Source organism: Chitinophaga pendula, assembly GCF_020386615.1.
Taxonomy (GTDB): domain Bacteria; phylum Bacteroidota; class Bacteroidia; order Chitinophagales; family Chitinophagaceae; genus Chitinophaga; species Chitinophaga pendula.
The window spans coordinates 2,197,188-2,220,441 of sequence record NZ_CP077769.1; the positions used below are offsets into that span (position 1 = coordinate 2,197,188).

A 23,254-nucleotide genomic window follows, 5' to 3' on the forward strand; every position below is an offset into this window, starting at 1 on the left:
TGCCCCGAGCTTATCAAAAGAATCCAACTGATGAAAACAACATTCATTTGTGCAATGCTGCTGTTTCTGAGCATCTGTACAACTTATGCGCAAACACAGACAGGACAGATCACCGGTCAGGTGCAGGACGCTTCCCGGCAACCCGTCGTAGCCGCCACCGTACTGCTAAAACGGACTACGGACTCTGCTATCGTAAAGGCAGCGCTCTCCGATGATAAAGGTGCCTTCAGCTTCGAACAGATCGCCTATGGCAACTATTTCGTCAGCCTTACCTATATTGGGTATAAAGATACCTACCTCCCCGAATTTACTTTACAATCCCCAACATATACCTTACAGCCTGCCACATTACAGGCAGGCGAACAAAACCTCAAAGGAGTAACAGTGGCAGCTAAACGCCCGCTGATAGAACAATACGTAGACCGCACGGTTGTGAACGTAGAGGCGGATATCATGTCCGCCGGCGGCTCCGCCATGGATGTCCTCGAGAAAGCTCCGGGCATATTGGTCGATAACCAGGGAAATATATCCATCAAAGGAAAACCTGGCATCAAAATATTCATCGATGGTCGTGCTACCTTTCTTAGTGGAAACGACCTGGCTGCTATGCTACGCAACATGCAGGCCAGTCAGCTCGATCAACTCGAGATCATCTCAAACCCTTCCGCTAAATATGATGCAGCTGGTAACGGTGTGATCAACATCCGCACTAAAAAAACTAATACCAGCGGCTTCAGAGGCGTAGTGTCAGCAACCTTCCAGCAGGGACGCTATCCGGGCACTAACGAAAACTTTAACTTCAACTACCGCAGCAACAAAATTAATCTCTTCGGTGACCTCGGATATAGCCTGAAAAAAGGATTCGAAGACATGTATATCCGCCGCAACTTCCGCTCCGATGATGGTAAAAACATCGTGTCCATCTACGACCAGAATTCTTATTCCCCTAATAAGAACCAGAGCTATACTGGCAAACTAGGACTGGACTTCTACGCCAGCGAACGTACTACCCTCGGTGTGGCAGTAAGCGGATTCCATAACCCCTCCGAATCTACTACCGATAATAATACATTGCTCAAAAATCCCGATGGCTCCGTACAGACAAAAGTAGTAGCGCCAGCTACCACAAAAGGTAAATGGGATAACAAAGAAGTAAATGTTTCCCTTACACATCGCTTCGACTCTACAGATCATTCCCTGCAGCTAGATGCAACTTACCTGGATTACAATACCACCAATCTCCAGCAGTTTAACAACTACTACTTTGATGGTAATGGTAACCCTTCCGAAGATGCCAAATTGTTCAGAACAGATATGCCGGGTGTTATCAAAATATATACGGTAAAAGCGGACTACACCAGACCCCTGGGCGTAGGCGGTGCACTCGAACTGGGTGCAAAATATAGCCACGTAAACACCGACAACAACGCTCAATACTTCGACCTTAAAGGCAATTCCTGGATTAGGAACGATGTATTGGGTAACCACTTCTTCTATAAAGAATACGTATACGCCGGCTACCTGAACTATAAGAAAACCATGGAACAGTGGGAATTGCAGGCAGGTCTGCGTGCAGAACAAATGCAGATGAAAGGCAACCAGGTAAATGGTAATCAATCCTTCGATCGCAAATACTTACAGTGGTTCCCATCCGCTTTCATCGGATACAACATGGATGCCGAAAATAAAGTAGTGTTAAGCTATAGCCGCCGTATCGAGCGCCCCGACTATCGCAGCCTCAACCCATTCCGGCTGTTCGTGGACCAATATACCTACGAAGAAGGTAACCCTTACCTGAAACCCCAGTATAGCAACAACATCGAACTAAGTCACATGTACGCAGAAGGAGCACTCACCACCACCTTGCTGTATAGCAAAACCACTGATGTGATCCAGGAAGTAGTACAACAGAACACCGATACCAAAGAATCATATGTACGTCCGGAAAACCTAAGCACCCGCCGTATACTGGGTGTCAATGTCAATGCACAGATACCGTTGAGCGAAAACCTGGTAACCGTTGCGTATTTAGAATTCAATAACAGAAAATTCGATGGCACGATTAATAAATTGCCTTACTCCCTCAGTCAGAACACGTTCAATGGTATCCTCCGTCAGCAGGTTAAATTTCCGGCAGACTGGAAAGCAGAAGTGGCAGCCATCTATACCTCTCGCAATATCGATGGTACCTTCGTGCAGGAACCTACCGGTGCTATCAGCGTAGGCGTGTCAAAAGACTTCATGAAGAGAAAGGCAACTATCCGTCTCTATGGTGCCGATATCTTCCGCTTCTACAAATATGAAGCTACCAGCCGGTATCATAACGTAGACGTGTATATTAACAACAGATGGCAGACACAGTCTGTAAGAGTAACCTTTACCTATCGCTTCAATAGCGGCCTGAAATTGTCCGAGCCCGAAAAGAAAGAAGATTCAGCCGAAAAGACACGCGTGAAAATGAAAGACAAGGATAAATAAAAGCCTTACCTGTAGCTGTTAACAGCGCAACAGTAAATAAATAAAAATGGATGCTGCTCATATTTTGTACAGCATCCATTTTTTATTCCCCAATATTGTACTATCTTGGATACTGCAATTATCGTTGATCCACCATAACGATAATCATATTTCAACATGCAGTATTTTATCAGCGATCTATTACCTGTAGCGCTGACCTGACCTTAAAAGCCTTTGGTAGCCTGCAGCATACAAGGGCCATCTTTTAACCATATAACCCCGGTCCGCAAAGTGTGTCAACTATCCGTATGTTTTAACCTGAACCTGATGATCGTTTAATTTGTCCGCTTTTCTGCGTATACCGGGAATACTTTACCGGGTTATCCTTCATCAAGCGCATCGTGATGTCACAGCACAATAGTGCGGTCAATATGCATTATCGTGCAGTCCCCGGCCTGATAAAATATCGGCTTGTTGCGCTTCTTTCCAATCTATTGGAGCATGTATGGCCGGAGCACTGGTGGCTCCGGCCCGTCTCCTGAATTACTTCACGTCACCTTTTCCGCAAATCACAAATGAGCAATATCCCTGCTATGCCACTATACAACTGATCAGGAAAAAGAGCACTTTTCTTCATCCCCTAAACACTACACATGAACACCAGATTACTGTATTCCGGGTTATTCCTTCTCGCATTGGCTGCGTGCCGTAAGGACCAATCCGCTATCACCTCCAATCGCCCTGGCACTGAACAACCTGGTACCGTCATTCCTAAAGACCAGATCAATGCCTTCATCCGCCAAAGCCTGTCTTCCACCGGCCATTTTAAATGGGCCAATGCCAGCGATGAAATGGTATGGAGCGCACTCGTACAAGGCGATAGCGTATTGTCCGTTGGATATCAACCGGCCACTTACGAAAACCTCGCCCGCACTATCCATCAGATAGATCTGAACAACGATAGCTGGAAACAAGCTCACCAGGAAGTACTCGACATCGTACTCACCAATGAAGGCAAAGTCGCCGGTCAACGCCTCCAGTCACCAGTGCTCTATGATCGTAAAACGTTACCCATTGTAGATGTCAAAGTTGGTAGCCTGGCTACCCTCAAAGCCCTCAGAGCATCTAAACTGGTACGCTATGCAGAGCCGATCGGATACGGCCAGTATATGGAAGAACAATCCTCCGACAACAGCCGGGCTGCCTCTTCCTTACTCAACTTCGGATGTGGTAGCAACGATCCTTTCAACGGCCTTGTCGCTGGTTCAGATTATACTACCATCACGCCAGCTGCCAAACAATCCTGGAACTATACCTATCATAACATCCCACAGGCATGGAACCGATCTACCGGCGCCGGCATTAAGGTGATGATCATCGATACCGGAGTTAGTCCGAATCAGAATGCCTTCGGCACTGGCTTCAACCAGGGTGCTTCCAGTGGCCGTACCATTCAGAAATTGGTGACCTTCGCAGGTGGTACTCCTGACGACCTCTGTGGACATGGCACCAGCATGGCAGGTGCTTTGGCTGCCCCCCGCGGTACCAGTGGCAACACCGCCGGCATCGCCTACAACAGCAACCTCGTAATGGTTCACGCCGCCGAAAACGTAGTCCTGCTGTCAGATGAATCTGTGAATGGTGTAGCCGATGCATATGTACTGGCCGGAAACGATCCTGCATTAAAGATCGTCAGCATGAGCCTGGGTACTATCTTCGACTTTAGCGCTATCGAAGATGGTATCCGCTATGCATATAACAAGGGTAAACTCATCTTCTGCGCTGCCGGTACCTCCAGCAAATTCTTCGGTAGCTTTGTAGGCGTAATATTCCCCGCCACCATGAGTGAAGTATACGCCGTTACCGGTGTGAAAGACAACCTCACCGAACGTTGCGGCAACTGTCACGTAGGCCCCGAAGTAGCCTTCACCGTAGTAATGGAAAAAACATCTACCGGTAGAAACCCCCTGTCCACTGCCATGAGCGGCGATGTGCCTTCCACCGTAGGAGGATCTTCCGTAGCTACCGCCAGCTGCGCAGGTATTGCCGCCCTCGTATGGAGCAAAAATCCTACCTATCCAAGAGACAGCATCGTAGCCCGCATGCGCCGCGCCGCCTCTTTCGGTCAGAACAGACATAACAAATTCGGCTGGGGCAACGTAAATGCCGACCTCGCCGTAGGACAGTAAATAATCATTTCCATTGATCAGTAAAAAGGGGCATGCAGGGATATCGCATGCCCCTCACTATTTATCCGAAGTTTCCTAAATTGTAAGTAACATATTTATCAACCTTAAAACCCAATCCCTTTATGAAAAAGAAAACCACAGCCAAACTATCCCTGAAGAAGATCAAGATCGCTCGCCTGAACCAATCCGCATTCTCCGGCCCGGGACCAATCACAGATAGCATCGCCATCTGTACCACCGTTTGCTCCCATCATGAAAATTGTACCTCCCTGCAACCACAAGGCCCGGAGATAATGTAAAAAACAAAAGTATTTAACAACCTAACGCCCGGCCCCCGTCGGGCGTTACTATCCCAGATTATTCCCATACATTCGTATCGCCGGCAGGTACGGCAATATATCATGCACCGCGCTTCATCCTTTAATAACAGTATCACTCCGGCCTCATGCATATAGACAGCACATACCCGGATAACTGGTATCAACTGAAAGACTGGCGCCTGGATAAACAAGTACAGACCTCCCCGTCAAAAGCATACAATGACTGCTTCTGCTTCGTACTGGTACATAGCGGTAGGGTAGCCTGGCAACTCGGTCATCGTCACTACGAACTGCATAGTGGCCAGCTGATCGTAGATAAGCCGGACTACGAATACACCTTGCTGCCCGGCACAGCCCATTGCACTGTCTTCAACTTCAGTAAGGAATGGTATGCGTCCTTGCAGGAAACCTGTGACCTGCGCGACATCCCTTTTTTTAAGCAGCATAACATACTGGCAGATAAAATACCGGCTACCGCAGCCATCGAATACCTGCACACACAGATACAACAGGGTGGGGAAGGAGAACAGTTGAAAAAAGATACCCTGGTGCTCGAACTGCTCCGCCTCGTCATCACAGGATTGCAGCCGGCAAATGAAGACATCATCCCGCATATCGGTAAAGATGCACACCTCTATGCAATAGAAAGAGCCAAACAATATCTGCTGAACCATTTCACCGAGGATATCTCGCTGGCCCAGTTGGCCCGCCATGCCTATGTAAGCCCATTTTACCTGAGCCGCCTGTTCAAAACCATGACAGGACTGCCACCACACCAGTACCTCCGGGAAATACGATTCAAACATGCGGCAATGCTGATCAGTAATACCCACCTGCCCATTGCAGATATCGCATATGCAGCAGGATTCGGAAATACCGACTATTTCACAGCCGCTTTCACCCGGCGATTTAAAGTGCCACCCACCCGCTACCACCAACGCTATCACTAAAACACAAGATTTTGGCAAGAAATCTAAACTCCTTGCCTGCAACTCCACCTAAATTGTCTGCATGATACGTTATCGGAACCATGCTTATAGGTGCTTATGCCTGGCTGCGGTTATATTGGCAGCCTGCACAGATGCCCGGCCGGAAAAGAGCGCTGCTGCCACCAATGCAGTGCTCTTTGAACCGGCCCTCTTTGAACCGGGTGTCATTAGTACCGGCGACTACGATACCCACCCCGCTTTTTCTCCTTCCGGAGATACGCTATACTTCCTCAAATGCACACCAGATATCAACGCCTGCACCATCTGCGTCTCCTATAAAAAAGCAGGAAGATGGACCGCCCCTGTCATCGCCTCCTTCTCCGGCAGATATACCGATGTAGATCCCTTCGTCACCAAAGATGGTAACACTTTATACTTCGCCTCCGACAGACCTATACACCCGGGAGAAAGCATCCGCACAGATTGGGACATCTGGAAGACCGAACGTACATCCGCAGGCTGGTCAGCGCCCGTACACCTCGATACGGTCATCAACAGCCCGGAAAGCGAATACTATCCCACCCAGACCGACGATGGCACCTTGTACTTCAGCTCCGGCAGAAAAGGAGGCCTGGGGGGCGCAGATATCTATTGCTGCCGTCTGGTGAATGGAAAATACACTGTCCGTGAACACCTCAGTAGCGCCGTTAACACCGCCTGCAACGAATACGAACCCTTCATCGCTCCCGATGAAAGCTACCTGCTGTTTATGGCGACCATTCCCAACGGACTGGGAAACGGAGATATCTATATCAGCTGCCGCCAGAACGGACAATGGTCCCCTGCACGCAAACTACCACCGCCTATCAATACCTCTGCCTCCGAATGGTCCCCCAAAGTCACCCGCGATGGAAAATATCTGTTCTTCGGCAGCGCCCGCAGTATCCCGGCATCCGTCCCATCAGCACCTGTGCCGCTCCGGGTGTACAAACAAACACAGTTATATCGCCCGGGCAACGGCCTCGGTGATATCTATTATATGAACTTTTCTGCCTTCTAAAGACAACAACGATTATATAAAAGGAGTTAATATTGATACAAGAAATGATTGTATTATTTTTCTTTTTCGTACCTTTATGAAGAGAGAAACTGAACGGTCTCTCTCCCTTTTAGTTTTGTGTCTGTTAATGGCTGCTGACGCAGGTTATCTGTCAGCAGCCATTTTTATACAAAAAAAAGCCCGCTCCATAACGGAACGGGCCGATCAGACAGATGATCGTATATGAACGACAAGTGATGACAGTACAGGGGATAATATACACTCTCCCCATCCAACCTGTACTAGCCCTTCGTCATAAACTCAAAAGCGAAGCATAGACTAGCGGATCTTACGCAATACCAGGTTATCGTAGTAGATATAGCTGTCTACAGGAGACTGCCAGTAAGTCTGGCTGCCACCACGGAACGTATGGAACGTCATGTTTTTGATCAAACGCTGTGCATCATTGGTAGTCCAGCGGATCGCTGTATCAAGCACCGTAGTACCATTGATGATGATCTGAGCGCGACCATCCCTGTTACTACCGGTATTACTTTTAATATATACATGTACGTGATAGGTAGTACCTTTGGTAATACTGCCCGAAGAGGGATAAGACTTGCCAAAAGTATCACCATACTGTCCGGGTTGATCCTTATGATAAATGTAAGGTTGGAAGAACACGCGGCCGGCATCGGTCTGGTACCACATCATACGCAGTGTACCGCCATTACCATCCCATCCGGGATCACCGCCGGTATTACCTTCTCCTATGGAGAAACCAAAACCTACCTTACCACCACGACTCCAGTCAAACTGGCTGTGGAAACGCACGTCGTAATCCAGCTCATACTCCGTACCGTCTGATACGTCGATATTCGAGATCAGACCGCCCGCGCCGGAAAGCGCATTTTTTAACAGGGTTACCCGCAGCGTACCGTCGGAAATATAAGAACGGGACTGATTCCAGCCTCCGGCATTACCGAAATCACTGGCCGCATTACCACTGCTGTAAGCACCTGTAGCATAATTGTTCCAGTTAATAGACAGACTGCTGGGGATCGCTTCTGTATTGGGGCTTCTATCGGTACCTGTCTCTGTGTTGGCTATGGGGTCTGCAGCGTTCTCCTTCTGACAGGATGTGCCCAGGGTACCGAGTGTAACCAGCATCCAGCTGGCGTGAACGAGGAATCTTGATGTTGACTTCATGATGTTTTTCATTAACGGTGATGAAATGTTTGGGAGAGCAATATGTAAGTGGAGATATTTGCGTTAGGGCAATACAATACCAGCACATCCCCGCAGGGACACGCACAATATTGAAGGGACATAAAAGATACCGGAATTACTCCCTGAGCAGAGGTAACAATAGCGTTTTCATATGTTTGTCATTTACGGTGAACGATTGACTGGCTGATAATTACTTGTTAGCGTTTCGATTTCGGGCGGTTGATAGAAGCTGTTAAAGCCGGGCTGCTATTCTTTTTCTAATCTGGAATAATAGGTCTTCCAATCTGGTGCGAACGTTTGCATAAATGGGTCATAAAATACCCGGCAGATGTAAGCACCGCCGGGCAGCGGCTCGTCATACAATCAACTAAATATATTGTAAAACGACCCCGGTATATAACCAAGTTAAACGGTAGATCTAAATGGAAACAATTTATTCATAAATGTGGCCGTGGAATTTGTGACTATCTAATTACATTCGATTGCAATTGTATCTAAAATAGACTAAGTTGTTTAGAAAACAAAATATTTCGGGGGGAATTTTTTACGCAATACCGTATCTAAACTTAACAATAGCCTCATTGGCACAAACTTGCACCGAAAAAAAAAGCTGTATATTAGTGCGCAGAACCGTTGTTGATATTATAGGGATATTTAATGCCAACGTCCTAACCAGCCGGCAAAACACGAATCAGTCAAACCCAAACTATATAAGATTATGATCAAAGCATCCTATGATGATAAAAAACGAATCGTTGATATCCTCCGGCAATCCTTTGACACCAACAAAAGCGTAAACTATATCATTCCGCAAGACAGCAAACGGGAAAAGCGCATTGCAGCACTCATGGACTATTCCTTCGAATTATGCTATCAATTCGGAGAAGTATACCTCTCCGACGATAAAAATGCCTGCGCGCTCATCATGCTGCCAGAACAAAAAAAGACAAATCTTAAAGCCATCCTCCTCGATGCTAAGATGGTTTTCTCCTGCACAGGCCTCGGTAACGTCAAAAAAGCACTGGACCGCGAAGCCAAAGTCAAAGCATTGCTGCCGCAGGAGGCCATCTATTACCTCTGGTTCATCGGAGTAGATCCCGCCCACGCCCACCAGGGCATTGGCAGCCATCTCCTCAATGAAGTCATCGCCGTAGGCAACGCAATGGGAAGACCCATATGCCTGGAGACCTCCACAGAACGAAACATTCCCTGGTACCAACGCCACGGATTCCACATCTATAACGAATTGACCTTAAGCTACAAATTGAGCTTTTTGAGAAGAGAACCAAGCAAATAAGAATATTGTATGTTATTTCCGGGGACAGAAATGCATCTTATCACATTCTTCTTTGTGGTAATTGAAATGGTGATGTTCTTATATCAAATGATATATTACCTTTCAAGACCACGGGATAAAAGTAGACTGTGGTACCTCATTTTATTGGTATTGTTACTGGGGTACAATATCACAGGCGGGCTCTTTCCCGATCCTGCCATTCCAATTCCCATCGTCGTACAGAATATTATCGCTTACGGAACAGGCTTCACCATGGCCTCCTTCTTCCCGTATTACTTCTACAAAGCATTTAACCTCAAAAGACTGAGGTTCCATGCTCTCTACGGTATATTCCTGTTCCTCATCCTCCCTTTTTTCCTGTTCTTCGTCATCGGATACTCCATCAATAAAGACCTGGGTTGGACCCGCCGGTATGGCGTCATCATCCCATTCCTGTACAGCATATCCCTCGTATGGGCGCTGACAAAGGCCGTCCTGATCAAGTACCGCGAAGATAAAAGCAAAGCCGAACTGAAAGAAATATTCGCCGTATACCTCGCCGTTATCCCTTGGGCCTCCATGACCCTCTTGTCATACTTTAATGCCAGCCAGGCCCTCGAAGTATCCATCACCAACGGTGGATTCCTAGTTATCACCGTCCTGTTCATCCGGCGCACCGTCCGCGAATCCCGACAGGAATACGATGAACTTCAGGAACTCAATAGCACCCTCACCGAAAAAGTGAAGGAACGTACCCGCAAACTCGAAGAACTGAACGAACAAAAAACACATACGTTCGTCAACCTCGCCCACGAAACAAAAACACCGCTTACGCTCATCAGCAACTACCTCGAAGAGTATATCGATAAATATGGAGAAACAACAGAACTAACCGTCATCCGTAAAAACATCGACAAACTCACCAAAGATATCAGCAACTTCTTCGACCTCGAACGCTATTCCAAAGGCTTCGATGTCTATAATCATGACCAGGTCACCGACTTCAGCGAATTGCTCAATGACAACCTGGTCCTATTCCGGCACTATGCCAGCCATCGCCAGGTCAGCATATCCTCCGATATCACCCCCGACCTGCATGTCAAAGCCGACCCCGATGCCATCAACCGCATCGTTAATAACCTCGTCGAAAACGCCATTCGCTATTCCCGCGAAAATAGCCGCATTCACGTATCCCTCCGGGTAGGAGAGGAGGACCTGCTGCACTTCTCCGTACAAGATGAAGGAATGGGCATCCCCAGGAATATGCAGCAGAAAATATTCGAACCCTACTTCCAGATATATACCGCGAAAAAAAGTAGCCAGGGCATGGGACTGGGACTCCCCATCGTACGCCAGATCGTCGATGGCCTCGCCGGCAAAATAACCGTCGAAAGTAACCCGGACAAAAAAACCGGTACCACCATGAAAGTCTCCCTGCCCATATACCAGGCCGGCATCAATGAAGAGGCCGCCATCTATGCCGTACACCAACATACCCGTCTCTACCCCGAGACCTTCCAGGTAGAAGACTCCCCCTTCGACGAACAACACCAGACACTCATGATCGTCGAAGACAACCTCGCCATGCTCCAATACCTCACCCGTAAACTCAGCACACAATATAATATTATCGTCGCCCTCAACGGACAGGAAGCCCTCAAAAAGATCCGGGAAGCCACCATACTACCGCACCTCATCATCTCCGACGTCATGATGGATAAGGTAGATGGCTATAAGTTTGCTTCCATCCTCTCCGAAGATGCCAGGTACAACCACATCCCCTTTATCTTCCTCTCCGCTAAATATACCAGCGACGACCGGCTCCAGGGCCTCCAACTGGGGGCCATCGACTTTATCCGCAAACCATTCCGCATCCCGGAACTTAGCCAGAAGATCGCATCCATCCTGGAAAATGCCGAACGCCAACGGAAAGTGCTACTCAACTCCGCCTTCAGTGCCCTCAAAAATCTCGGACAAATACCGCCACCACCCTCCACACCAGTAGATCCTGTACCTGAAAATGTGCCCGCACCAGCCGCACGTGTCGGCAGCCGCTTCGAACAGAATTGCCAGCGATACCACCTTACCTCAAGGGAAATAGACATCGCCCGGCTCATCTGTGAAGGACATAAATACAAAGACATCGGTACCACCCTATTCATCTCGGAAAAAACAGTTACCAAACACGTACAAAACATCTTCGAAAAAGTTGCCATCCGTAATAAGGTGCAACTCATCAATAAACTTGAAGCTGGGGACGATTAACCCCAGCCTCCAACCAATCATTTCCTATACCTCCCGTCCACCTTTCCCATAGTTAGGGTATATCATTCCTATAGCTCCGATTTACTCACCGGTCTCCGCCGTTTTTCCGTTTTTTTGATAACTACGGGCAAAGTAGTAGTAGACTACGTTGTTTTATAAATAATTGATTTTTAATTAATTGTAAATAGTAGTACGTATTTTTACGTAGGAAAATTACTATGATCTACTTATTTTCTTTTTAACCCGAATGGCGCACTTTTGTGCCATAGACCCTAGGATATGAGCAACCCTATTGTCCGCAAAAAAGTAAATAAGAACGCTTTGTTATAACCTGTAACGCCATGTTCTATTTGTCCCTATACTTAGCTGAGGGGCCCTCAATCATGACTATAAATACTGTGATATGCTGGACTTTGAGTACAATATTGAGAAACTAAAGAAGCAAAAAGTATTGGATAGAACTGAAGAACTTCGGCACGAACTGATCACAACATGGGAATTTGTCAGAGAATGGAACCATGAAATAGGTAGGGACGTGGATGGACTACAGGGTATTATGCAACTTTTAGAGGAGAGCAATGGCCAACTGTCACCAGGGCAATCAGCTGCCTTACAGAAAGGTATTAGTTACCTCATCGCTGAATTGGTGCAAAAGACCGGCAATATCCGTCGCCTTACCCAATCCGGCAGGATCGCAGTAGACGATATCGCGAGAGAAGAAATAGATCTCCAGCACTTATTCGAAGAGATCCTCGCTATCTATAGCATAGGGCGTAAAGATGTACAAGTCGATTTGCAATTGTCACCCGATATGCCCCCCTTTATCATAGAGGACAGGTACAAACTGCAACAGATCATTCAAAACCTCCTGACAAATGCCGTTAAATTCTCCCCAAAGGGTAAAATCGTACGGATATCCCTGTCTCGCAGGTACCCTTACTGGACAATGCAGATCAGTGACGAAGGAGAGGGGATCGCCGCAGAAAACCTGGAAAAGATCTTTCAGCCATTTAGCCGCCTCAATAAAAAAGTGCCGGGCACAGGTATCGGCCTTTCTATTACCAAAAAACTGGTAGGCGTACTGCAGGGAAAGATCAGTGTAGACAGCAGCCCGGGAGCCGGTAGCACCTTTACCGTACTACTGCCTCTGCACGAAAGGAACGTCGATACCAGATTATTGTAAACGCTTATAATTGTCAGATTTTATCCCTATGCACACTGAGCAACTGTTCCCTATAAATGCGACTAACCGTTAATGAGCTAAACGGTAGTCAAACAAACAACACGGTAATGTTTTTTTCCCCGACTGTATCGACAGTACAAGGAAAAAGACTCATGAACGGGCAGGTATTTACCTGCCTCAGTTTTTTTATATACCCCCCAAAATATAAACCAACAAATTAACGAAGCCTTATCCCATTATTAACCTGCGTTTAATATATCAGGTTTACCTTCATCCCATTGTTACACCTCTAAACACCCAAAAAATGAAGAAAATCCTTTCTTTTTCTATCGTATTTTTATTATTATCGTTGTGCCAGATAGCTTGCCGGAAAGATATTTCCTCGCAAGTAACAAAGGACAATTCCACTGTAGCGGCTACAACTGAGCAAACATCCGCCAAAGCAACCACCAGCATACCGCCGGAAGCATGGTCCACATTGGCAACTATCGACAAAACCGGCCAACCTCCCGCCGGATTCAAAGGAGGTACCGTATTTCAGAACCGCGAAGGTTTGTTGCCTAAAAACGTGAGCTATAAAGAATGGGATATCACCAAATACCAGCCTGGCGTTAACAGAGGCCCCAGAAGACTGGTCACAGGAAACAACGGCAGCGCCTACTATACAGCAGATCATTATGCTTCATTTATAAAAATGCGATGACAAACCAAACTACAACTTTCCTGCTCATTACCCCCGACAGCCCCATGCCGCTGGAAGCATGTACTTTCATCGCCGTGCTGGATGGCCGTAATGCCCGTACACTGTCAGATTTTTACAAGGAGATCGCCCGCATCCTGACATTCCCAGACTATTTCCACCACAACCTGGATAGCCTGGAAGAAATGATCAGAGACCTCTCCTGGATTGCAGCCTCCAGGATCATGCTATACATCCGGTATACCGCCTCCTTCCTCGCAGAAGAACAGGATAAACGGCCCGTCGTATTCAGCATCTTCCATGATACACTCGAAGAATGGCAATACGGAGAACCAGACGACCCGTTCAGAAAAGAAGCAGAATTCTATATCTGCCTCGATGATGACGATGTCAGCCGCGAACTCCTCGCCGTCGGTGGATACGCATACGAATCTTATGCCTGATCACCGCCTTCCTCGTTCTATCTGACAACAATAATACTCCTGGTGACGCCGCTGGTAACGCCCGTAACTTCCGGTATATACCGGCAGATAACAACAGCATGCCCCACAGCAGCGTCACCACCAATTACTGTTACACTACCTCATTACATAATCCCCACATAGCACATCACCTGCTGGCATCATAACCTCATGATTTCCCTGTTATCATACATATAACATATATTGGGAGGAAAGGTCGCGTACACATTGATTACCCGCTTTTCAAGTTGATCCTACATTTTGATTGCTGATCCAAAACTATTCGTGCAAATGAATTATTACGTGTATTTTTTTCCCTTTAACGAAATCGCTCAGGCCCTGCATACCACCCCCTTCCGGGTCGGCCTCCAGGACCTCCGACAGGTACACTCCTTCCTTAACTCCAACATCTTTACCGTCAAAAAGTACCAGTACCTGTTCGTCACCGACGAAGATGCCAACCTCGTCCAATCCGCTTCCATGTCTGACCAAACACTCATCTCCATCCTCGTCGATGCCTCCGTCACCGCCGGTATCATCTCCGTAGGAGGCCATTTCCGGGTCATATCCACCACGGCCAACAGGATAGGATACCTCAGCCAGCTACTCGATAGCTGACCCCCTCCAATACCACCGTCAGGACGCCACTCCACGGCAACCGTCCTGACGGTCCCTTATCAATCTCCATTTTTCATCACAGACTATTTTATTTCCCCCACTTTTTTACTACTTTCACAGTAACACGTTATCTCGTATTGCGCTCGTCGCAAATTACGCACATGATCCACCCAAACCCCGCCAGGTTTATCTACCCAAATCATGATACCAACAGATACACCGGAGCCGCAGCAATGCAACGCCCCCGGTAAATATCTCCCGTATGATCCCACCGGTCTCCAACCGGCGATCCCGTGCAAAAGGTAAGTCCCCCGGATGTCTGATAAGACACTCCCTCAGCGGAGCAGGAATACCCGTGCCCGCTACAACCCGTCCGCCGGCAATAAAACAACATATACCGGAAAAAAAGGGATCGCTGAAAACCTTTAGAAAAGAGTAAGCACCATCACTCATGTTTAATTTGTATTCCAATGAAAAAGAATCATTTTTTCCAACAAACCAAATCCTTGTCCCGCGAAGCACTTGGCCAAATCAACGGCGGTGGTAAAAATACCCGCGCCATCCTCTGCGTAGATATGGCCTGCGGCTCCGATGATACCTGCCGCAATGCCGGCGGCGGCGCATACTGTACCTGCATCATCTCCATCGCTCGCTGCTGGTCACGCTAACGTATCCTCACACACGCATTGCTGCCCATCCGCAGTAATCCCCCTTCCGCCCGAAGGGCCCGCCAGTCCTGCCTTCTGCAAGGATAGGACTGGCATTCTCTTGTAGTGCCATACACCAAACTTTAACAATTGGGATAGGGAATTTTACGTATCTTCATAAAGGATACAATAGCATCAATTACGAGAATTAGCCAAAAAATAAAATGTAAACCCTGTTTTATCTGATAAGCGCCCGGAAATGCATTCACCTTTAAATCATCACTATCGGAGCCAGCAAAACCCATTATTTGTAACCGCACCTTACTACTTTATCATTTTTTAAGAAAATTGAAATTTTACGAGTATTGCGTGATCATTAACCATACAAGGATCCCTTTAAGGGAATTTTATATAGCAGCCTTGTCGCTCAAATTGTTTTAAAAACAAATGAAATACTGACAGACCACACTGTCTGATAAACCCCGTCCTATCCTGAAAACATCGCCTGTTCCGGCATATATGCGTGTGTACAAGTTGCTTATCGTAATATCCCCCGTAAAGACAGATCAGACAACAGCCGGCAGTTACCATACATCACCGTTGTAGGCTGTTATGGCCGTGCCGTGTGCATTTATTGTACCCTTAAAATAACCTAATCATGAACCCTACAAATGGCCATTCCCTGTGGAAAGACGACCGCAGACGTGTGCGTGTACTCAATCACCTGCATCACCCCGTCTCCTTCAAAGTAAGATCTGAAACACCCCAACTACTGGCACAGGCTTATATCATGGAAATAGCTGGCTTATACGAAATACGCCCCGCCCAACTATATGGATTACCCTTCTCCGCCTCCAACCGCCTCGTAGTAGAACAAGCATCCTTTCGCTTCGAACGCGAAGAAATAAAGGATAATAATGTCATCATTACTTACGCCCAAACCTACTTCGGCGTCCCCGTCTGGGCCGCCGGCCTCGAAGTCAACATGCACACCAATCCCCTGCAGGTCATCAGCTCCAGCTCCACCGCTTACGCTAACCTCTCCGTGCAACTGCCTTCCCCAGCTGCTGCCAGCCGCGTCTATCACTACAGCAACGCCGACCTCCAACATGCCGTCCAGCCTCCCGAAGCCCGCGAACGCGATGAAGGGGGGGAGGGGGGACATCGGCTACATTGGACACGCCTGCGCATCTACCGCTATAGCGAAAGCCGACGCCTCCCCCGCCATGCCTCCGCTTCCCTGGCCTCCCTCCGGCAACTCCGGCTCCCTCCCGTATCGCCTTACGTACAACCCGGACGGTTCTACGTCGTACAGGAAGTAGCCTGCTCATTGTCACTGCCCCATGGCCACACCTGGCATTGCCTCGCCCTCATAGAAGTCGAAAGCAATACCATACTCTATATCAGGTCCCTCGATCCACTCAGCATAGACCTGCAACCACAACAATCGCAGGACTTCGAGATATCTGGCTCCTGATCCGTCCTTCGCCTTTCTTCCATACACCCCCCCCAAAAAAAAGCAGCGGTCACCGTGGCCGCTGCTTCCTGCTTAATACCACCCCCGTCGCTCATGGAGCAGCATCAGCATAAGTCGAACCTATACGCAATCTGTCTACGTAATTCGTAATAGCACTGGCATCCGCACCGTATACCCCCCACTTCGGATCGCAATAGTCCGCATCCAGCGTCCGCGCATAATACCGCTGACCGCCCGTCTTCAACGATTGCGCCTGACCATTATACCAAAACTCAATAAAACCAACCGACGCATCCCGCGATACCTTGATCCGTAATACATACGATTGCCACACATCCGCCGCCACCGGCACACTCCACAACTCCGTACCGATCTTTCCGGGAGCAAAATGAAACAACCGCAACTGCCCTCCTGTAGTCTTGATCACAATCGGAAAATTCTGCTGCATATCACCTCCGTATGCCTTCCATTGAAACAACGCATTCGTCACCTCATTGACAGACATCACCAACTTCGATCGCCACCCGATATAAATGTCAGACCCCTCCGCCGCCTGGTAACCCTTCGCCCCGTGCCCCTCCGTACGATGACTACCCACCGGCTTGTCAAATCGCCAGATCTTACCGTTAACACCGTCATGCACCGCCGTAATCGTACCCTGACCTTCTATATTCTGCACCTTCCACACCGCCGCCGCACCACGGGACGCATCCCCGTCCCAAAACACCGTCCGCAAAGACCCCGCCGCTTCCGTAACAACCGGCGAAGAAGATAATGGACCCGGCAAGTCCTGCTGCCGGCTGCAACTGTGCAACGATAAAATACATAAACTGAAACAGGTAACTAGTTGTAAACAGGTTTTCATAACTGTGGGTTTTATCTAAAACTAATACATCCACCTCCCATAAGCATATAGGAAATTCCCCTTTGCTGACTGCAATTTGCTCAATGCAAACGTTTGAAGGAAATTGCAGGTCCGCATTTCATTAATAGAAAAAAACCGTTTAATTTAACGGCAGGAAGCTATTGATTGGTTATTGTACCTTCATCACCTTGACCTTAATTATTTAGATCTTATGAAAAGAATAAGCGCACAGCTACTGTCGATCGCACTCGTGGCGAGCTGTTTTTCCCCTTCGTTCGCCAGCCCCGCAGGCCCGGGTGATCCGGAAAATACCAATAAGGTAAAACCAGATGCCGACAATGCCGGCCTCAAACTACCTAAAGGGTTCGGCGCCCTCAAAGTAGCAGAAAACCTGGGCCGCACCAGGCACATCGCCGTTACCCCACAGGGCGGTATCTACGTAAAACTGGAACGCCTCAAACAGGGTACAGGCATCCTGTTCCTCCAGGATACCAACGGAGATGGCAAAACAGATAAGCAATCCGGCTTCGGCAACTACGGAGGCACCGGCATCTACGTAAAAGATGGCTACCTCTACGCCTCCTCCAACACAGAAGTATTCCGCTACAAACTCGATAACAAAGGGGCCGTAGCCGATACCAGCAATGTCGAAAAACTGGTAACAGGCCTCATCGACCGCCGCCAGCACGAATCCAAATCACTCGTACTCGATAATAACGGCAATATCTATGTCAACATCGGCGCCTACTCCAATGCCTGCCAGGAAAAAGACCGTACCAAAGGCTCCCCGGGCATGCGCCCTTGCCCCGTACTCGACTCCGCAGGTGGCATCTGGCAATTCAAAGCCGATAAACAAAACCAGCAAATAGGCGATGGCGTCCACTACGCCACCGGCTTGCGCAACGTAGTCGGCCTCGACTGGAACCAACAGACCAACAACTTGTTCGTTATGCAACATGGCCGCGATCAACTCCATGACCTCTTCCCAGACCTCTACAACGAACAGGCTTCCGCCACCTTGCCGGCAGAAGCCATGTACAGCCTGAAAAAAGGCGATAACGCCGGATGGCCATATATATACTATGACCAACTGCAAAAGAAAAAAATACTGGCCCCCGAATTTGGCGGCGATGGCAAAAAAACAGCGGGCGAAGATGCAATAGATCCTACCGTTGCATTCCCCGGACACCTCGCACCCAACGGCCTCCTGTTCTATACCGGCAACATGTTCCCGGAAAAATACCGCAACGGCGCCTTCATCGCCTTCCATGGCTCCTGGAACCGTGCGCCCGAAAAACAAGCAGGCTACTTCGTAGCATTTGTACCGTTTAAGAATGGCCAACCGGCAGGAGAGTGGGAGATCTTCGCCGACAACTTCGCCGGCGTTAAAGAGGTAACCACCCCCAACCAGGCCCAACACCGCCCCTGCGGCCTCGCACAGGGCCCCGATGGCTCCCTCTACGTCACCGACGACGTCAAAGGCACCGTATACAGAATCGTTTATAATAAATAGTGCGTATGAAAAAATTAGTGCTGGCGCTCACCATCCTGCTGGGTACCCACCTCGCAATGGCCCAGACAAAAAAGCCTGCTACGACCAAACCAACCGCAGCCAAACCCGCAGCTACCGCCAACCTGGCTGCCAGCATCGCCCGCGGTAAAGTAGTGTACCAGAAAAGCTGCATCGCCTGCCACCAGGTAGATGGCAGCGGAGTGCCCCGGCTCAATCCGCCACTCATCAAAACACAATACGTGCTGGGCGAGCCAAACCGACTCATCAAAATCATCCTCAACGGTCTCAACGAAGATGTAGAAATCGATGGCGAATACTACTCCAATCCAATGCCGCCTCAACCGGCCCTCAACGATCAGGAAGTAGCCGACGTACTCACCTACATCCGCAACAGCTTCACCAACAAAGCACCGGCCATCACGCCAGCCCAGGTAAGCACTGCCCGTAAAACAAAATAATAGGAGGCCACAGCAACTGCCCCTCCTGGCATGATCTTCAAGGCTGAACAGTCGCGTAAAACATAATGACGGCCACGAACACTGCCTTGCCTCGACATGATCTTCGATGCTGATCCGCCCAAATAAAAAGGCGATCCGGATACACTCCGGATCGCCTTTTTTAATAATCATATAAATAGTTGCTTTAGTCAAATAATTTACTTGCTTTAGTCAACTATCTGTGATATTTTCGCTGTAAATAAAGGACGATGACCACGCAATTAAGCACCGTAGCCGCCGTAAGAGAATTTAACAGGTACTATACCGGCGTCATCGGCTTGCTGAACCAACATATCCTCGACAGCGACCTCTCCCTCTCAGAAGTACGCGTCCTCTACGAAATAGGAGAACGCACAGACTGCACCGCCGGCCAACTCACCACCGTATTAGGCATCGATGGCGGATACCTCAGCCGCGTCCTAAAAGCCTTCGAAAAGAAAGGCTGGATCACCAGAAAACGCTGCGCAGACGATGGCAGGACCTGGCACCTCCTCCTCTCCGATAAAGGTAGAGAACTGATCTCCCTGCTCAACGATCGCTCCAATACACAGATCAGTAACCTCCTGCAACCACTGCCGCCAGCCAGCCAACAGGCCGTCGCCAATGCCATGAAAAACATCCGCGATATCCTGTCCGCCGACAACACATCCGCGCCAAATACCTCACAAATAACATTTCGGCATGAACTCCTGCCGGGCGATGTAGGATACCTCATCTACCTCCATGGCCATCTCTATGCCCGCGATACCGGCTATAACCTCGAATTCGAACAGTACGTCTGCGGCACCTTCCAGGACTTCCTTCGTACCTACAACCCCTCAAAAGACCGCGTATTCATGGCCATCCATGAAGCACACATCATCGGCGCCGTAGCCATACTCGGACATTCCAAAACCACCGCACAACTGCGCTGGTTCCTCCTCGATCCGGCATTCCGCGGCCTGGGCCTGGGCAAAAAACTACTACAGGATGCCCTCAGCTTCTGCAAAGAAAAAAAATATGAAAAAGTCTACCTGCTCACCACCAGCCTGCAAACCACCGCTATAGAGCTATACAAAAAAGCAGGATTCCGTAAGACAGGGGAGAAGCACCTCCACCAATGGGGAAAGGAATTGTTCGAAGAAAGATATGATATGGACCTCAGCTACTGAGCCACCTCACTGTACTTATGTAATAACACGATCTGACCCAGATGATAGGCCGCGTGTTCGATCACTCCCTGCAAATAATAGATCACCGCCTGTTCCGTACCGGGAACCGCCTCATACAACCGCTCCTCCGGATAATCCCGGATCACCGCAAGCATCTCCTCACACGAATGCTTGAACCGGTGCAACGATGCCTGCCAGTTCTCCTCACCATGATTCTCCGGCAAATAAAAATCCGGCAGATCACCGTCCTGCTGCAACCGCTCGTTGTTTAGATAACGCATCACCTCCTGGTGCCAGTAGATCAGATGATTGATCAGCTCCCACACACAATGGGAATCCCCCAACCGTTTCGTAGCCTGCGTAGCATTCATACGGCTCAGATGATCGTGGAAATTCACAGAGATCCAGGGATCCCCGTTATATAACTGCTGTAGCGAATCCGCCAGGGTCTTGCTATGTAATGACATCGGGAAAGGTTTATCGCATGAACTATGAACACCTACTAAATTTACAACTTACTTTTTAATTCATTTTCTACGGAACCGCTCTCCCCACGGATATTGTATAAATAACAGCCGCCTGGCCTCGAGATTGTTCAGTAACAACAACGCGTTTATCCGTACAGGTTTACGACAGGCTCGGCCGTCCGTCTTTGTATCTGTATTTTAACTTAACTTCCGTACTCAAATTTTAAAACCATTACACGTTTATGGAGCAGCAGCAACTGGAGATCAACAAGAATGAAGATGCCATGCGGATGGCCATTAGTACGGTAAAACAACGACTGGCAGTAATAGAACAGGGCGGTGGTAAAAAGAACCTCGAAAAGGTAAAGGAAAAAGGTAAGCTCAACGCCAGGGAACGTATCGCCTACCTGCTGGACAAAGACAGCTCCTTCGTCGAACTAGGCGCATTCGCCGGATATGAAATGTATGCCGAACATGGTGGCTGTCCCGCCGCAGGCACCGTCGGTGGCATAGGATACGTGAGTGGCCGCCAATGTATGATCGTCGCCAACGACATGACCGTGAAAGCAGGTGCCTGGTTCCCCATAACCGGCAAAAAACAACTCCGGCTCCAGGAAATAGCCATGGAAAACCACCTGCCCATTATATACCTCGTCGACAGCGCAGGCGTTTATCTGCCCATGCAAGACGAAATATTCCCCGATAAAGAACACTTCGGCCGCATCTTCCGCAACAACGCCAGGATGAGCGCCATGGGCATCACACAGATCGCCGCCGTAATGGGTAGCTGCGTCGCCGGCGGAGCCTACCTGCCCATCATGAGCGATGAAGTGCTCATGGTGGAAGGCAACGGCTTCATCTTCCTCGCAGGACCATACCTCGTAAAAGCCGCCATCGGCGAAAATATCGACGCCGAAACACTGGGCGGCGCCGTTACCCACACCGAAATATCCGGCATCGCCGACTATAAATTCAAAACCGACCAGGAATGCCTCGATCATATCAAAAAAATGATGAGCAAACTGGGCGCCCCCGCTAACGCCGGCTTCGATAGGGCAAAACCAGAAGCACCCCTGCACGATCCCAAAGAAATATATGGCATCATCCCCGCAGATAGCACCCGCCCTTACGATATGATCGATGTCATCCAGCGCCTCGTCGATCGCTCCGAATTCGATCAGTACAAAGAAGACTATGGCAAAAGCATCCTCTGCGGATACGCCCGCATCGACGGTTGGGCCGTAGGCATCGTCGCCAACCAACGCAAAATCGTAAAAAGCAAAAAAGGAGAGATGCAGATGGGCGGCGTCATCTATAACGATAGCGCCGACAAAGCAGCCCGCTTCATCATGAACTGCAACCAGAAAAAGATCCCGCTCATATTCCTCCAGGATGTCACCGGGTTCATGGTAGGCAGCCGCAGCGAACATGCCGGCATCATCAAAGATGGCGCAAAACTCGTCAACGCCGTATCCAATTCCGTCGTACCTAAAATCACCATCATCGTAGGTAACTCCTACGGCGCCGGCAACTACGCCATGTGCGGCAAAGCATACGACCCCCGCTTCATATATGCCTGGCCTACCGCCAAGATCGCAGTAATGGGCGGCGGACAAGCAGCCGGAACACTCCTGCAGATACAGGTCGCTTCCCTAAAAGCCAAAGGCAAAGAGATCACCCCCGAAGAAGAAGCAAAACTACTCTCCGATATCACCGAACGATTCAACAGCCAAACCACACCATACTACGCCGCCGCTCGCCTCTGGGTAGATGATATCATCGACCCCGCAGACACCCGCCGCGTAATATCAGAAGGCCTCACCGCCGCCAACCAGGCCCCGGTAGATAATCCCTTCCAGCTGGGAGTATTCCAGGTATAATCATTCCCCACTCTCATCATAGTAAACAGTCGTAACCGCGTATCATCGTCATAAACGATCGCCGTTACGACTGTTTGTGTATATTTGCGC

At 48.9% G+C, this 23,254-nt stretch carries 20 protein-coding genes; 17 read left to right on the forward strand and 3 right to left on the reverse strand.

Annotation, left to right across the window (positions count from 1 at the left end):
* Window positions 1-30: 30 nt before the first annotated feature.
* The 5 genes from KTO58_RS08190 to KTO58_RS08210 all read left to right on the forward strand — a co-directional run bounded on the left by KTO58_RS08190 (window position 31) and on the right by KTO58_RS08210 (window position 6,955).
* Window positions 31-2,478, forward strand: coding sequence for a TonB-dependent receptor domain-containing protein (locus tag KTO58_RS08190; RefSeq protein ID WP_095839848.1), 2,448 nt, complete (start codon window positions 31-33; stop codon window positions 2,476-2,478).
* 632 nt (window positions 2,479-3,110) lie between these two features.
* Window positions 3,111-4,646, forward strand: a complete 1,536-nt coding sequence (locus KTO58_RS08195; protein WP_095839847.1) for a S8 family peptidase — start codon at window positions 3,111-3,113, stop codon at window positions 4,644-4,646.
* Between the two features lie 122 nt (window positions 4,647-4,768).
* A complete protein-coding gene (locus tag KTO58_RS08200) occupies window positions 4,769-4,945 on the forward strand; it encodes a hypothetical protein (protein WP_157753096.1) in 177 nt (58 codons plus the stop codon).
* A 146-nt stretch (window positions 4,946-5,091) separates the two neighbouring features.
* Window positions 5,092-5,916 (forward strand): helix-turn-helix transcriptional regulator, encoded by an 825-nt coding sequence (locus tag KTO58_RS08205; RefSeq protein ID WP_095839846.1) that lies wholly within the window; start codon window positions 5,092-5,094, stop codon window positions 5,914-5,916.
* 61 nt (window positions 5,917-5,977) lie between these two features.
* Complete coding sequence (locus KTO58_RS08210) at window positions 5,978-6,955, forward strand: TolB-like translocation protein (protein ID WP_095839845.1); 978 nt, start codon at window positions 5,978-5,980, stop codon at window positions 6,953-6,955.
* Window positions 6,956-7,273: 318 nt separating this feature from the next.
* Here KTO58_RS08210 and KTO58_RS08215 read toward each other — a convergent pair whose 3' ends face one another.
* Window positions 7,274-8,143 (reverse strand): polysaccharide lyase, encoded by an 870-nt coding sequence (locus tag KTO58_RS08215; RefSeq protein WP_157753094.1) that lies wholly within the window; start codon window positions 8,141-8,143, stop codon window positions 7,274-7,276.
* Between the two features lie 739 nt (window positions 8,144-8,882).
* On the opposite strand from KTO58_RS08215, the gene KTO58_RS08220 reads away from it, so the two are divergent.
* From KTO58_RS08220 to KTO58_RS08255, 8 genes are all read left to right on the forward strand, one after another.
* Complete coding sequence (locus tag KTO58_RS08220) at window positions 8,883-9,461, forward strand: GNAT family N-acetyltransferase (protein ID WP_095839843.1); 579 nt, start codon at window positions 8,883-8,885, stop codon at window positions 9,459-9,461.
* Between the two features lie 72 nt (window positions 9,462-9,533).
* Window positions 9,534-11,705, forward strand: coding sequence for an ATP-binding protein (locus tag KTO58_RS08225; protein WP_225860133.1), 2,172 nt, complete (start codon window positions 9,534-9,536; stop codon window positions 11,703-11,705).
* A 403-nt stretch (window positions 11,706-12,108) separates the two neighbouring features.
* The gene (locus KTO58_RS08230) at window positions 12,109-12,888 is read left to right on the forward strand and encodes a sensor histidine kinase (protein WP_095839841.1); all 780 of its coding nucleotides are present in this window, start codon (window positions 12,109-12,111) and stop codon (window positions 12,886-12,888) included.
* A gap of 304 nt (window positions 12,889-13,192) precedes the next feature.
* Window positions 13,193-13,591: a guanyl-specific ribonuclease gene (locus KTO58_RS08235; RefSeq protein WP_095839840.1), complete on the forward strand. Its 399-nt coding sequence runs from the start codon at window positions 13,193-13,195 to the stop codon at window positions 13,589-13,591.
* Complete coding sequence (locus tag KTO58_RS08240; RefSeq protein ID WP_095839839.1) at window positions 13,588-14,031, forward strand: barstar family protein; 444 nt, start codon at window positions 13,588-13,590, stop codon at window positions 14,029-14,031. Before KTO58_RS08235 ends, KTO58_RS08240 begins: the two co-directional genes overlap by 4 nt.
* A 309-nt stretch (window positions 14,032-14,340) precedes the next feature.
* Window positions 14,341-14,667, forward strand: a complete 327-nt coding sequence (locus KTO58_RS08245) for a hypothetical protein (protein WP_095839838.1) — start codon at window positions 14,341-14,343, stop codon at window positions 14,665-14,667.
* A 470-nt stretch (window positions 14,668-15,137) separates the two neighbouring features.
* Entirely contained in the window at window positions 15,138-15,335 is a 198-nt protein-coding gene (locus KTO58_RS08250; protein WP_095839837.1) for a hypothetical protein, read from the forward strand.
* A gap of 637 nt (window positions 15,336-15,972) precedes the next feature.
* The gene (locus KTO58_RS08255) at window positions 15,973-16,791 is read left to right on the forward strand and encodes a hypothetical protein (protein WP_225860134.1); all 819 of its coding nucleotides are present in this window, start codon (window positions 15,973-15,975) and stop codon (window positions 16,789-16,791) included.
* A gap of 91 nt (window positions 16,792-16,882) precedes the next feature.
* On the opposite strand, the gene KTO58_RS08260 is transcribed toward KTO58_RS08255, so the two are convergent.
* A complete protein-coding gene (locus KTO58_RS08260) occupies window positions 16,883-17,656 on the reverse strand; it encodes a heparin lyase I family protein (protein ID WP_095839834.1) in 774 nt (257 codons plus the stop codon).
* Between the two features lie 211 nt (window positions 17,657-17,867).
* On the opposite strand from KTO58_RS08260, the gene KTO58_RS08265 reads away from it, so the two are divergent.
* The 3 genes from KTO58_RS08265 (at window position 17,868) to KTO58_RS08275 (ending at window position 20,817) form a co-directional block, all read left to right on the forward strand.
* Complete coding sequence (locus KTO58_RS08265) at window positions 17,868-19,169, forward strand: PQQ-dependent sugar dehydrogenase (protein WP_095839833.1); 1,302 nt, start codon at window positions 17,868-17,870, stop codon at window positions 19,167-19,169.
* A 5-nt stretch (window positions 19,170-19,174) separates the two neighbouring features.
* On the forward strand, window positions 19,175-19,627 hold the full coding sequence (locus KTO58_RS08270; RefSeq protein ID WP_095839832.1) for a c-type cytochrome: 453 nt from the start codon (window positions 19,175-19,177) through the stop codon (window positions 19,625-19,627).
* A gap of 248 nt (window positions 19,628-19,875) precedes the next feature.
* A complete protein-coding gene (locus tag KTO58_RS08275) occupies window positions 19,876-20,817 on the forward strand; it encodes a bifunctional helix-turn-helix transcriptional regulator/GNAT family N-acetyltransferase (RefSeq protein WP_095839831.1) in 942 nt (313 codons plus the stop codon).
* On the opposite strand, the gene KTO58_RS08280 is transcribed toward KTO58_RS08275, so the two are convergent.
* Window positions 20,811-21,284, reverse strand: a complete 474-nt coding sequence (locus KTO58_RS08280; RefSeq protein WP_095839830.1) for a DinB family protein — start codon at window positions 21,282-21,284, stop codon at window positions 20,811-20,813. The two genes, KTO58_RS08275 and KTO58_RS08280, sit on opposite strands and share 7 nt — an antisense overlap.
* A 242-nt stretch (window positions 21,285-21,526) precedes the next feature.
* Between KTO58_RS08280 and KTO58_RS08285 the strand changes: the two genes are divergently transcribed.
* Window positions 21,527-23,164, forward strand: coding sequence for an acyl-CoA carboxylase subunit beta (locus KTO58_RS08285; protein ID WP_095839829.1), 1,638 nt, complete (start codon window positions 21,527-21,529; stop codon window positions 23,162-23,164).
* Window positions 23,165-23,254: the final 90 nt, after the last annotated feature.